This is a genomic window from Pseudoalteromonas sp. Of11M-6, assembly GCF_022347905.1.
Taxonomy (GTDB): domain Bacteria; phylum Pseudomonadota; class Gammaproteobacteria; order Enterobacterales; family Alteromonadaceae; genus Pseudoalteromonas.
Genome location: NZ_JAKRFW010000002.1, coordinates 234352 through 248140, shown reverse-complemented (window position 1 = coordinate 248140; position 13789 = coordinate 234352). Strand labels below are relative to the sequence as shown.

General features: G+C 42.1%; 11 protein-coding genes. 10 read left to right on the top strand and 1 reads right to left on the bottom strand.

Annotated features, from left to right (window positions below; translation table 11 throughout):
- Nucleotides 1-14 precede the first annotated feature (14 nt).
- The 5 genes from MHN32_RS02375 (at nt 15) to MHN32_RS02355 (ending at nt 6048) form a co-directional block, all read left to right on the top strand.
- Nucleotides 15-1685 carry an AGCS family amino acid carrier protein gene (locus MHN32_RS02375; RefSeq protein ID WP_174169027.1) on the top strand — a complete coding sequence of 557 codons (1671 nt, stop codon included), beginning with the start codon at nt 15-17 and terminating at the stop codon, nt 1683-1685.
- Between the two features lie 108 nt (nt 1686-1793).
- Nucleotides 1794-2120: a hypothetical protein gene (locus MHN32_RS02370; RefSeq protein ID WP_010604520.1), complete on the top strand. Its 327-nt coding sequence runs from the start codon at nt 1794-1796 to the stop codon at nt 2118-2120.
- Nucleotides 2121-2122: 2 nt separating this feature from the next.
- On the top strand, nt 2123-2404 hold the full coding sequence (locus tag MHN32_RS02365; RefSeq protein WP_010604521.1) for a DUF1315 family protein: 282 nt from the start codon (nt 2123-2125) through the stop codon (nt 2402-2404).
- Nucleotides 2394-5078, top strand: a complete 2685-nt coding sequence (locus tag MHN32_RS02360) for a DUF349 domain-containing protein (protein WP_239420813.1) — start codon at nt 2394-2396, stop codon at nt 5076-5078. The genes MHN32_RS02365 and MHN32_RS02360 overlap by 11 nt, the downstream gene beginning before the upstream one ends.
- A 355-nt stretch (nt 5079-5433) precedes the next feature.
- On the top strand, nt 5434-6048 hold the full coding sequence (locus tag MHN32_RS02355) for a MarC family protein (RefSeq protein WP_010604523.1): 615 nt from the start codon (nt 5434-5436) through the stop codon (nt 6046-6048).
- A gap of 146 nt (nt 6049-6194) precedes the next feature.
- Here MHN32_RS02355 and MHN32_RS02350 read toward each other — a convergent pair whose 3' ends face one another.
- Entirely contained in the window at nt 6195-6857 is a 663-nt protein-coding gene (locus tag MHN32_RS02350; protein ID WP_239420812.1) for an NAD(P)H-dependent oxidoreductase, read from the bottom strand.
- A gap of 107 nt (nt 6858-6964) precedes the next feature.
- Here MHN32_RS02350 and MHN32_RS02345 point away from each other — a divergent pair, with 107 nt between their 5' ends.
- From MHN32_RS02345 to MHN32_RS02325, 5 genes are all read left to right on the top strand, one after another.
- Nucleotides 6965-7852, top strand: a complete 888-nt coding sequence (locus MHN32_RS02345; protein WP_239420811.1) for a LysR family transcriptional regulator — start codon at nt 6965-6967, stop codon at nt 7850-7852.
- 119 nt (nt 7853-7971) lie between these two features.
- Nucleotides 7972-8775 (top strand): PhnD/SsuA/transferrin family substrate-binding protein, encoded by an 804-nt coding sequence (locus tag MHN32_RS02340; protein ID WP_206472983.1) that lies wholly within the window; start codon nt 7972-7974, stop codon nt 8773-8775.
- Nucleotides 8776-8806: 31 nt separating this feature from the next.
- Entirely contained in the window at nt 8807-10420 is a 1614-nt protein-coding gene (locus MHN32_RS02335; RefSeq protein ID WP_239420810.1) for an ATP-binding protein, read from the top strand.
- Nucleotides 10421-10659: 239 nt separating this feature from the next.
- Nucleotides 10660-11157 carry an RNA polymerase sigma factor gene (locus tag MHN32_RS02330; RefSeq protein WP_239420809.1) on the top strand — a complete coding sequence of 166 codons (498 nt, stop codon included), beginning with the start codon at nt 10660-10662 and terminating at the stop codon, nt 11155-11157.
- Nucleotides 11158-11339: 182 nt separating this feature from the next.
- Nucleotides 11340-13751 carry a TonB-dependent siderophore receptor gene (locus tag MHN32_RS02325; protein ID WP_239420808.1) on the top strand — a complete coding sequence of 804 codons (2412 nt, stop codon included), beginning with the start codon at nt 11340-11342 and terminating at the stop codon, nt 13749-13751.
- Nucleotides 13752-13789: the final 38 nt, after the last annotated feature.

The window sequence follows — 13789 nt, the reverse complement described above, 5'->3', positions numbered from 1 at the left end:
AAAGGGGAATATTCGTGGATGCGTTAGGCAGCTTATTAGATAGCTTGGATGGAATGTTAGGTGGTTCACCTTGGTTCCCGTATGTACTGTTAGGGGTAGGTTTGTTTTTTACAATCTACTTGAAATTTCCACAGATCCGATATTTCAAACATGCTTGTAAAGTCGTTACCGGAAAATACGATAAAAAGGGCCTAGAAGGGGATACCACACACTTCCAAGCACTCGCAACGGCACTTTCTGGCACAGTTGGTACTGGGAATATTGGTGGGGTGGCACTGGCAATTTCAATCGGCGGGCCAGCAGCATTATTTTGGATGTGGATGACGGCCTTTTTTGGTATGACAACCAAATTTGTGGAAGTCACGCTATCGCATAAATACCGTGTACAAACAGATGATGGCACCATGGCCGGTGGTCCAATGTACTATATGGATCGCCGCTTAAACATGAAATGGTTAGCGGTATTATTTGCAATTGCGACTGTGATTAGCTCATTTGGTACAGGTAGCTTGCCGCAGATCAACAACATTGCTCAAGGCATGGAAGCGACCTTTGGTTTTGCACCGATGGCAACAGGTGCGGTGCTTTCTATTCTACTTGCTTTGGTTATTCTTGGTGGTATCAAGCGTATTGCTGCCATCACTTCTCGCGTTGTGCCATTAATGGCTGCGATTTATATTCTTGGCTCTTTTGCCGTTATTTTCTACAACATTGAGAATATCGTTCCTTCTTTCCTTTCTGTATTTACAGATGCTTTCACGGGATCTGCAGCAGCGGGTGGTTTCTTAGGGGCTTCTTTTGCGTATGCATTTAACCGTGGGGTTAACCGAGGTCTGTTTTCCAACGAAGCGGGTCAAGGTTCAGCGCCAATCGCGCACGCCTCGGCAAAAGCCGATGAGCCAGTGTCTGAAGGTATGGTTTCCATTCTTGAACCGTTTATTGACACAATTATTATCTGTACCTTGACGGGATTGGTTATTTTGTCATCGGGGGTGTGGACCGAAAAGTTCGAAACCCATTTTGAGCGCTCGTCTATGGTTATCTTAGACGGTAAATATGACGAATCGAATCAACAAGACCGAGATGCATTGTACGCCTACTTGAATGGTAAAAAAGAGCATACAGTCAAACCTTTCAATGGTGAGATTGAAGTCGTACAGGGTAAGGCGGTAACAGAAAACTTTACCGTGATCCACTCGCGTTCTATTGGTGAGCAAGTACGTTTTGGTATTACAGAGCGTCACAAGTACACAGGTACCGTCGAAGTGAAAGACGGCTTGCCAACAGACAATAGCATCAGCGTGATTGGTTACTCTTTAGTGCATTCGGCAGAGCTGACAACCAAAGCATTTACCCGAGGTTATTTGGGCGAAAATGGTAAATACATCGTTTCGATTGGCTTGTTGTTATTCGCGTTTTCTACGGCAATTGCATGGTCATACTATGGTGACCGCGCGATGATTTATCTTCTGGGTAGCCGCTCGGTCATGCCATATCGCGTATTCTATGTTGCAGGTTTCTTCTGGGCGTCGTTTGCTGATACGACACTAGTGTGGAAGTTGGCTGCAGTGGCCATTGTAGTGATGACCTTACCTAACTTATTTGGTATTTTACTACTCAGAAAAGAAATGAAATCTTCAGTTAAAGAATACTGGGAAGATTTCAACAAAGAACACAAACAGTGAGCGAATTTTAATTAAAATTATCTTGTCATTTAAGGACAAGAGTTTGCAAAGGTAGTAGAATAGGGCGCCTCACAGGTGCCCTTTTTTGTATTATGGAGAAGTAACACGATGGCAATAGCACAGTGCCCAAGCTGCGGTAAATCTATTTCCTCCAAACATAAGTCCTGCCCGCATTGTGAAACCAATTTAGCAGACTTTTCTCAAGAAGACAGAGAGAGAGCGGCCTCTAGAAACCGTGTAAAACGTCAGCAATCAGTAATGAATTACTCGTTTATTGCACTGATCTTAGTGCTAGGCGGATTCTTATATATCTATTGGCAGCAGCCTGAACCTAACTCGTTTGAAATGATCGCAAGCAAAAGCGCTATAGGCATAGGTGCGGTTTGGTACTTAATTAATCGAGTCATCCTCGTTATTTTGAAAAAGAAAAAGTAGTAATGAATGTAGATAGCTTAGTTCAAAATATTACCCCTGAAGTATTCGAGCGTTTGCAATACGGCGCGTCAACTGGAAAGTGGCCTGATGGTACGTCGCTAAGTGATGCGCAAAAAGAGCAAACCGTGCAGTTGGTCATGCTATATCAAGCAAAAGTAGCCAAGTCCAATGAGCAGTTCACCATCAACGAAAAAGGTGAAATGGTGCAAAAATCCAAACGCGAATTACAACAAGAATTCAAAGCCGACAACGAAATAGCTAGGTTCAGTGAAAATGATCTTTAAACACCTTTTTACACCGAAATGGAAACACCCTAAGGTTGACGTTCGCTCACAAGCAGTGGACAAGTTAGACTTAAGCAAAGACGCAACTTTACTACATACGCTAGCACTTGAGGACGAGTCTGCACAGATCAGAAAAAAGGTACTTACTAAGATAAATGACCTTGGTCTTTGGTGGAAAGTTTATAAGCAAGATAGCGAGCTAAAAGAGCTTGCTGAGCAGAAAATTTCGAGTGCGGTTATTAATCAAGACACCGCACTGCAGAGCAACATTCGTGAAGAATACATTGAACGCTACGCGCCAGCTAAAACACTTGAGAAAGTTGCGTTAATTGAAACCGATTTAACGAGCAAAGTTAAACTGCTTAAGCGCCTTGCGAATGCCACGTTAATCGAAAAATCCTTCAAAGAAGGTGATGAAGCACTTCAGATCGCTATGTTGGAACTGATTGCACAGCATTCACTTGAAAAGAGTGTCCTAAAAGCAGCCAAAGGTGAAGCGCTGACTTCTCTTACTGGATCACTGGAGCAGCAGCGATTAGCAAAAGAAATGCCTACTCAAGTTGCTGAGCAAACGCGGGTTGTACTTGCCAAGTTAAACGCGCTAAGAGATAAGCAAAACTATGAAGTTGTGAACGGGCAAGCACAACAGTTATTTGCACAGTGGCAAAGCATTGAGCTTAAGTGGTTAGATACTGAAACGGTAACTGCACTTGATGCAAAGTATCAGCAAGTAGCAGATAAATTAAACCGTCATCTCAATGAGTTACAAGTTAAACATCAAGCGCAGCAAGCTGAGTTAATGCAAAAGCAAAATGAAGCCCTAGAGGTTGCTGAATTAACTGCTGAACTTGAAGCCATTGAAAAATCGGTCGAAATTGCATGTAAAACACTTGACTTAGCCTCGCACGATGCACTGGTTAAGCGTAGTGAAGTATTAAAAGGCAAAGTGTCTGCACCTCAATATGTCACTGTTGAAGCGCTTGGCGAGTTTACCCGAAAACTGCAAAATATTGAGCGTGATCTTGCCGATTTGCCCGCACTTATTGCTGCAAGTGAAACCTTCAATAATGCCTTAGCAGAGTTGAAAGCAGTTGAAGTACCAACTTCATTAGAATCGCTTGATACCCAAGTGCAAGCACAAAAAGACCGCTATGTTGCAGCGCGTAAAGCACTAGATTCACTGCCTAAGGTATTGCATAAATCAGCAAAAGCTGAGCTATCAGATGCAAGCCAAGTGTTTATGACAGCTATCGAGCCGCTGAAAAATGAGCAAGAAAAAGTACTCAAAATCGCGAAGAAGAAAGCACGCGATGTGCAACGATTAATTGATCAGGGCCGATTTAACGTGGCATTTGGCGTTTTTAATGGCTTTATCGAGCAGTTTGAGTTGCTAACGCCAAGCTACAAAAAGCAGCTCGAAAACCAGCATGAAAGCTTGTCTCAAGCATTAAAAGATCTTAAAGATTGGCAAAAGTATGCTGCTACACCTAAACGTGAAGAATTGCTTGCGGAGCTTGATAACAAACTCGCTGAGGAGGCGGTTGACCCAGTTAAGCGTGCTGAGGAAGTAAAATTACTTAGAGTACGTTGGAACGAGCTTGGTCATGTTGAAACGGAACAGGAAAAGGCACAAGCCGCTCAATTTGATGAAAAAATTGAATTATTGTTTGTACCGTGTCGCACTTACTTTGCGGAGCAAGAAGTACAGCGTGAGCAGGCAAAAATTGCACGTGAAGCGCTGATCGAGGAAGTGAAAGCGCTGCTTGGTACTTTGGATAACGAAGGTATTGATTGGCGAGAAGTTGAAGCACAATTTAATCGCCTAGCCAAAGCATGGAAAAATGCTGGCAATGTGGATGCCAAAGTCTATCAAAAGCTGAATTCGATTTACCGTGAGCACCATCAAGCGGTTTACGAGAAACTTAAAGCCTTCCATCAAGCCAATGCCGTTGAAAAGACCAAGCTAGTTGAAACTGCACAGCAGCAGCTAGAGGCTGAAGATTTGGCAGCAGCTTGTGACTTACTGAAATCATTGCAAAAACAGTGGCAGCAAATTGGTTTTGCTGGTGCCAAACAAGAGCATACTCTGTGGAAAGCATTTCGTGCCCATAATGATGCCGTGTTTGAAAAGCGCAGCGCACAATATGCAGAGCAAAAAGCACAGGAGAAGTCGCAGGAAGCCGAGCAGCGTCAGTTGTTAGCAGAGTTCGACAACAAGGTCATAGAAGCGGTAACTCAAAATGAACTGGTTGCTATTCGTAACGAACTCAATACGTTTATTGTAGTGCCAGGACTGAAGCAAGAAAAGAATCGTTTATTGTCTCAAGTGAAGTCGAAATTAGATGATCTATTTTCTTCACAGCGTCGTGAAAAGTTCAATGAACTGGTGGAAGCAGTAGACACTGACGGTGATATTCCTAGCTCTTGGCAAGGCAATAATAAAACCTCGCTAAACGCTGCTCAGTTGCTATTGAGGCTTGAGATTTTAACGAATCAGTCATCACCGGAAGCGTTGCAAAGCGAAAGAATGTCTGAGCAAGTCGCGATGCTGGACGCAAAGCTGCAAGGTGAAGAAAGTAGCCTTGAGACTTACCTTATCAGTTATCTAGCTGAGGCTGAAAAAGCCGATATAGTGACTTCAAAGGGGAGATTATTGGCGGTCTTAAACGCTTAACTTCCTATACAGCCAACTTAAACCGTGCGGTTTGAGTTGGCCTCTTTCCGAATCAAGACCTTCCATTATTTTTCTCCTTGTTATCGCTACTTTGTTGATTATATATTTGGATTGCGTTGATTTCGGCCTGATACAAGCTCAATCACTTTCAAACCCACCTAAATCTTAAGTTCATCAGACATGATTAACTTGCTTGATATCAGCTTTAGTAATGAGCACGAAAAATTTAGTTAAGAAAAGCTATTTTATAGATCTATCTATAACAACTTGTGATACTGTTAATTTTAGTAAGATATTGATAATAAGTGAAAGGCAAGCTTCTACACCCCTAGATAATTTAAATTGGAAGCGGTTTATGACTGAAAAAATTTTGCACGACTTTCTAACCATATGGGTCACCATCGACCCTATTGGCACTATGGCGATATTCGTTGCGCTTACAGCTAATCTCTCTACTGAAGAACGTAAGAAGACGGCGATCAAAACTATAGCCTATGCTTCCATCATTTTGATAGGGTCCATAATTATTGGACAAATTCTATTAGGAGCTTTGGGTATTAGCCTACTTTCTTTTCAGGTTGCTGGTGGAGTTATATTGTTCTTATTTGGATTACAAATGGTTTTTTCTAAAGAATCCAGCGAGAATACGAAAGAGCCGATGCATGATATTTCCGTTTTTCCTTTAGCAATACCTTCTACTGCATCTCCTGGTGCAATTTTGGCAGTAATTTTAATTACTGATAATCACGTTTATACCATTCAAGAACAGCTAGTTACAGCTACTACTATGTTGGTTGTATTATTTATCACACTTTTAATGTTACTTTATTCCACGCGAATACTTCAATTTATCGGAGTTGCAGGAGCGTCACTACTTACTCGACTTATGGGCATGATACTCGCAGCATTATCAGTAGAGTTCATTATGGAAGCCATTGGCGTCAGCAAGTGGGTAGAAAACGCGCTATGATTTCATTAAGTATATGCATGCTAATCAATGTGGTTACTACTGTAACAATCCAAATCAGTTTAAAAGGAAAGCCCAAACTCAGAAAGTAAGATTACCTATTGCTATAAGCACTAAGCTGCGTGAGCGTAATACGCTCACTTGTGCTCTTACTTAGCGCTAAGTATTTGCGCTAGTTTGTGTACATCATCAATAGCACGTTGTTTTGAGTGCTTATGCCTGTCATCTCCAAACTCTTGATACTCAGATGCGATTTCATAAAACGCCTCAGCACCTAAATATGGAGCCAACTGCTCGATATGGCTACTTAGATGATTCAAATGATATTGTGATTCACCTTTTTTAAATGCAAATTCTCCCCAAGATGCCAGTAATACGAGAGTTTTACCCGATAAAATTGGCTCAAGTGGTTTATCACCTCGTGCTAAATCAAAGCTGAAGGTTTTATTTACTCGGATCGCCAGATCAAACCAAGCCTTTAGCACGGCAGGCATGCCGTAGTTATACATAGGGCTTGCGATCACGATAATATCGGCATTGGTCACTTCTTTGATAATTTCGTCAGACTCAGCGAGTACTAAGCGTTGCTCTTCGCTCAACACGCCTTTTGCAAATGCAGCCGCTATAAATGCTTCATCGATGAATGCAGGTTGTTTCACGGAGAGGTCGCGATGGGTGATTTCCACTTCATGTGTGAAGCAGCTAAATTTTGTCAAAAATTGCTCACCTAACATCCGGCTAATTGACTGATGTTGCGAACTCGTCTCACTATACTTTCTTACGCTACTACGTATATATAGAATGTTTTTCATGGCTTTTCTCCAGTTGTGTCTTGTGTTTTATTTTGTGCCTGCGAGAGCAATGTGACAACTGAGAAGAATCCATAAATAGATGAGATAAACTAACTTATAGGTTTGCTATGTTCACACATTTACCGCCTTTGAATAACATAAAAACCTTTGCGGTTGCTGCGCACTACTTGAGCTTTAAAGATGCGGCGCGGGTACTTAATGTTACGCCTACGGCAGTGTCACATCAGATAAAGTCACTGGAATCACAGTTAAGGGTTCAGCTTTTTGAGCGAAAAACGCGAGCAGTGCAATTAACATTACAAGGACAGGCACTTGCAAAGGTGTGTATTGATTCACTCAATATGCTCGATAATGCGTTTATTGAGTTTACCGAGCAAAAGAATGATTTGCTTATTTCATGTTGTAATTCATTTGCTGCACTTTGGCTTGCTCCGAATATGGCTGCCATTAATCATGCTTTCCCAAACCAAACCGTCACAATATGCGCGAGCGATCAACTCATTGATTTAAATAAAGAGAAGCATATTGATATCGCCCTGCGTTATGGCAAAGCGGATCCGAATTCTAATGAAACTCATCTTATTACCGAGAAAATTGGGCTTTATGCTAGCCCAAATTATCGGGTGCTAGACCAAGGTAAACCTGTACTATTTCTCACCCATTGGCAAGACGAAACGGGGCTTGAAAATATTCCTTGGCGAGCGCACATTGACGAAAGCCATTATGACTTGCGTTATTTTGAGCAAGAACACTTTGTCTTGCAGGCGGCTGTGGCCGGGCAAGGGCTGGCACTATTGAGCGATGTATTAGCAGAGTTAGCAGTAATACAGGGGTGGTTAAGTAAAAGCCCAACAATGGAGGAATTTTCAGGCTATGGCTATTGGCTCAGGCAAACGACTTATCGCAAGAGTTCGGCGATTGTTCACCAGTTTACCATTTGGCTGGCAAGCGCGTTACAAAATATCAAGGCCAACAAAGATAAGGACATAAGATAAAAAGATAAAGGACAGGCACTTTTATCAATGAGCAAATAAGCCGTTTTTTAATATTGATCTATACTTTTGTGGAGCTTAAGTCCTTATTCGAAAAGTGTTTATTGCTAGGTGGTGATGTGATGATAAAAATCCTGCTGATGAGTCTCATTTTATTTCCCGCTTTATGTTTGAGTGGTGATTATACCTTCGCCTTTGTGCCGCAGCAGTCTGCAAATAAGTTAGCCAAAAATTGGCAGCCTATTCTCGATTATCTCAGTGATAAGACCGAAGATAACTACACGTTTAAAACCGCTAAAGATATACCAACCTTTGAAGCCCGGGTGTTGAAGCAAGAGTATGATGTGGCATACATGAATCCCTATCACTTTGTTGTATTTAATGAGCAGGCAGGTTATCAAGCTATCGCCAAGCAAAGAGATAAAATGATCAAAGGGATCATCGTGGTTAAAAAGGGAACGGGTATTACTGACTTATCGCAGTTGCGAGGAGAGACGCTTGCTTTTCCGGCTCCTGCTGCATTCGCTGCAAGCATTTTGCCCCGTGGTGAACTTGTGAAACAAGGTATTGAATTTACACCAAGGTATGTCTCTTCCCATGATTCTGTTTATCTCAACGTGTCGAGAGGATTTGTCAAAGCGGGCGGTGGTGTTATGCGTACCTTCAACAACGCCGATCCCAAAATTAAATCACAACTCGACATTCTCTGGACGACAAAAGGTTATACGCCCCATGCATTTGCCGTAAAAAAAACAATGCCAGAAGATGCAAGGCAAAGATTAGTAGAGGCGTTGACCTCTCTTGAACTGAGTGAAGAGGGCATTAGGCTACTCGAAGCGGTGAATTTCAAAGGCATTATGGCGGCGTCGAACGAGGACTGGCAAGACGTAAAAGCATTAGAATTAGAAACCTTAGTTGGCAATTAGTACGCGGACTATTAAGAAGCCCCACAACTGAATGAAAAGGCTATCGTTAAGACTCAAAACCATGATTGGCACCGCTATTATTGAAGCGGTGTTGTTGAGTGCGCTCATATTTGTAGTGATTGATTTTATGATGGAGTCTGCAAATGACGCCATGAATAAACGCGCAACGACAACCGCAAGCCTGTTTGCGAGTGCGACCAAAGATGCGGTGCTGTCATACGATTTGGCCACACTGGATGCTTTTACCAATGAGTTATTAAGTAACCCAGATATCCTTTACGTTAAAGTCATCGATGGTGAAAACCAAACTCTTTCTTTTGCAGGTAACGAGCGCTTAAAAGAACGTACATTTGAAGGTGATACGTTAGTTGAAACAGTTACCGACGGTATTTTTGATATTCATGCTGATATTGTTGAGGGTGGGACCCTGTTTGGCACCATTCAAATAGGCATAGATATTGGCACCATAAATCGAGCTATGTCAGAGGTAAAACGCTGGACGGTTTCCATCGCGCTGTTTGAAATGGCGTTAGTTGCTATTTTCTCTTATTTTCTCGGTATATATCTCACAACCAATCTGTATATACTGAAGAATCAAGCTAAATTTATCGCTCGGAATGTCAAAAACGGCGTGTTTGATTTCAAATGGAAACCAATACAGAGTAAAGATGAGTTACAAGAGCTATCTTTGGCGTTTGATGAGCTATCACAAACCTTAGCCGAAGAGCATGAGCGTCGAGAGCGATATAAGCATGACTTGATAGAGCTAAATAAACATCTAGAAGAATTAGTGGCGCAAAGAACTGAAAAACTGAATCAGAAAAATCAGCAGCTTGAGGCTACCAATAGAGAGCTTGAAGCCGCACAGCAACAGCTTGTTCACTCAGAAAAAATGGCATCGGTGGGTCAATTAGCCGCCGGGGTTGCCCATGAAATAAATAATCCGCTCGGTTTTGTCATGAGTAATCTCGATGTGATGCGTCACTATCATGGCGATTATGCCGAACTTGCAAAGCGTGCGATTCAGCTTGAACTTGAACCCAGTACACTCGTAGCGTTTAATCAGTTTATTCAAGACAAAGACTTTGCTTTTATTAATAGCGATTGTACTGAGCTTATTGACGAGTCGATGACTGGGCTACAAAGAGTGTCTGCGATTGTGAACGACCTCAAACAGTTTTCAAGGGCAGATACTATTCAATTGCAACCTTGTGATATTAACGCCTGTATTAAGACAACGTTAAATCTGGTGGAGAGTAAGCTCAAATATCATGCTAATGTGATCACACAACTGAATGAAGTCCCTCAAGTGCTCGGTAATCAAGGTAAACTAATTCAAGTATTAACGAATTTACTGATCAATGCGGCTCAGGCATTGAAAAGCGAAGGAGAGATCCGCGTCTCAACAAGTCTAGAACAACAGCGTGTACTGATCCGAATTCAAGATGACGGGGTGGGGATCCCCGAAGAAATAAAAGATAAAATATTTGACCCATTTTTTACGACTAAGCCCATTGGCAAAGGGACAGGCTTAGGCCTTTCAATAAGCTATGACATTATTAAGGAGCATGGTGGCGACCTTGTAGTAGAAAGTGAGGTTGGAATTGGAAGCTGTTTTACTATTACCCTGCCAGTTTCTCCTTGAACTCGCCAAGTAGTTTACTCTCGTCCTTGCTATTCAATACTCAAGCATTCCTAATCCGCAGTTTAGCTCCATACTCAGATAGTGAATATCAGTTAGTGTGAGCCTAAGACAAAGGTTTCTAAATAAAGGGTAATAGATTACCCCCACTTAGGCTTTATATCTCAGAAGCATTGCAATCTTGATAAATGGTAATTATTATCATTCGCAATTTTTGCAAGGGCTTGCGTGTTGACTTATAAATGATGTATTCACAAGAAATATTACAGTCACTCTCCTCCAATGAATGTGCACTAAAACGTTTTCTGACTAGCAAGCTTGGTTGTTCAGATACAGCGTCAGACATTCTACAAATCATTGCTGAAAAGCTGTTAAAGATGAAAACAAATCGAAATGTAGAAAATCCTACTGCCTATCTGTATCGCTCAGCCCACAATGAAGTCATTAACTACTTCCGTACTGAACAGGTCAGAGCCCAGTATGAAAAAGCGTACATGACGGTATGTATCGATAGCCAAATACCCGATATTTCAAAGTGTCATATCGGCTCGTGTGAACTTCGTTGCTTAAACTTGGCACTGGATGAGCTGCCATTGTTAACCCGGCAGATATTTTTTATGTACACCATCAAGGGTGTTAAACAACGAGATATTGCCACACAGTTAGCAATTAGCCTGTCAAATGTAGAAAAGCGTCTCACCGTAGCAATCAACTTTTGTAAAGAGGTACTGTCTCGGTAAGTACGGGTGGTACTTTCGCTGCTCGCACATAAAAAGTATGACGATCACCTTTCAGTTACTACTTATCTTAATGCTCGCTGTTGCGCTAAAGCGGATTTTTATAAGATTTTTACGGGTTTGCTAATTCGTAGACGTCTTAACGATGAAATATATAAATGGGTACATGAAAATAGAGGATGACCATGAAAAGCCATACTTTTAGAATAAATAAGTTTCAGCATGCGATAAATATATGTAGACGGAGCTTATTTATTTCTAGCGCAGGACTCATACTGGCAACTGCGAACGTTTATGCTAGCAATACCACGTACCAACTAAATATAGAACCCCAAACGCTTTCTACAGCGATAACCGAACTGTCAGCTGCAACGCAGCAGCACATTACTGCAGATGGTGTCGCGCTAGCAGAGCAAAGAACGATACAAGTGAAGGGAAACTATACGACGGAAAAAGCACTTGAAATTCTTTTGAAAGGAAGCGGGCTTGTTGCAACTAAAGTTGACGAAAACCGTTTCTCAATCCATGAAGTAGGCGCAGCTCTCGCGCGTGATAATGAAATTGAACGTATTGCGGTGACGGGCAGTTATGTGGTCAATGAGCCAATAGACACGGCAACAGGTTTGGGTCTGACATTGCAAGAAACTCCGCAAACCGTGAATATTATTACTCGGCAAAGTATTGAAGATCAGGCGTTAACGTCACTAACCGATGTGATTAATAATGCGTCTGGCATTTCGGCCAAAGCTTACGATAGCTCAAGGAATGCGTTTTCGTCTCGAGGCTTCAATGTTGACAACTACCAAATTGATGGGGTGCCAGTACAGTGGAATGGCGCGCAGAGTGCTGGTGAGTCGCTTACCGACACCGCACTCTATGAACGTATTGAAATCGTGCGTGGAGCAACTGGGTTGTTGACCGGCGCAGGAGATCCGTCTGCATCGATTAACTTGGTTCGCAAACACGCAAATTCGAGTGAACTTAGTGGCAAGGTAATTGCGCGCTTAGGGCGCTGGAATAATTATTATGCGAGTGTTGATCTGGGCACAGGGCTAAACGAAAGCGGATCTGTTAGAGGTCGAACGGTCATGGTGCTGCAAGAAGGCGACTCTTTTGTCGACTATGAAAAAAAGAGTAAACAGGTTTTTTATGCCACCGTTGATGCTGATTTGTCGAATGCAACTTTACTGCGATTAGGGTATAGCATTCAAGACAATGAACCCAAAGGTTCTCAATGGGGCGGGCTGCCAATATTCAACTCTGATCTCAGCCGTACAGACTTTGATCGTTCAGCTTCAGTGGCCGCAAAATGGAGTAGTTGGGCCAGTACACACAAAACATTTTTTGCAAACCTACATCACAGCTTTAGTAATGGATGGGAGTTGGTTGCCCATGCGAATAAAAATGTCAGCACTGCAGACATGTATTTACTTTGGGTATCCGGACTTCCTCATCCTGTGACGGGGGCTGGGATGACTGCTTCTGGATCGCGCCTAGAAAATGAAAGAGAGCAGGTTGACTTTGGTGTCAGATTACAAGGCATGTACTCTTTATTTGACCACGAACATGAATTTGTAGTTGGGGCTGCAAAGAGCGATCAGGACTTTGTGTATTACGGCTATGAAGGTGGGGGGAGCAAAACTGCCAAACCAGTCACAAACTTTTTTGAGTGGAACGGGGAATTTGACCAGCCAGATTGGGGTCAAAAATACATCAGCCAGGATTACACCACTGAGCAAACAGGTTACTTTGCTGCGACACGAATACATTTGAGCGATAAATTTAAGGCAATTGTTGGTGCACGGTTAGCGAGCTGGAATAGGCAGGGTGTATCCTATGGAACAGACCAAGACTATGGCGATGATGACGTATTTATTCCCTATGCGGGGCTACTGTATAGCTTAAATGACAGTCATACGATTTATACAAGCTATACGGAAATCTTTAAGCCGCAGAATGCGGTTGACGCTGATGACAATTACTTAGACCCCCTCACGGGGATCAATTATGAAATTGGTTTGAAAAGCACTTATTTCAATGATGCGTTACATACCAATATAACTTACTTTCAAACACAGCAGGAAAACTTAGCGGTTGTTGACCCTGATTTTGTTCCACGTCCTGATAAGTTAGCTGCATACAAGGAAGCAGATGGTGTTGAAAGCGACGGTTACGAGCTCGAAGTAGTCGGTCAGATCATGGACGGCTGGAAGATTAATGCCAATTATACTGCATTCGAAGCAACCGCTGAGGATAGTAGTGGCACATCAAATACGGTTAATACGCGATTTCCTCGAAAAATATTTAGATTATTCAATACCTTTGAATATAACCAATTTACATTGGGTGCAGGTATTTCTTGGGAGGGTGAAAATTACACTGACATAAAATCACCATTAGGCAATGTACGAGTTGAACAGCCAGCCTATTCACTTATCAATTTAATGGCTAGATACCAACACAACGAGGCGCTATCAGTACAACTAAATATTGATAATGCTTTTGATAAAGAATATTACAGTCAGATCGGCTTCTACTCGCAGCTAGCATATGGTGAGCCAAGAAATATTAGTTTGAGTCTTCACTACAAACTATAAATTTGAACTCCATATTCGATGGAAAAGAAAGGTATAGA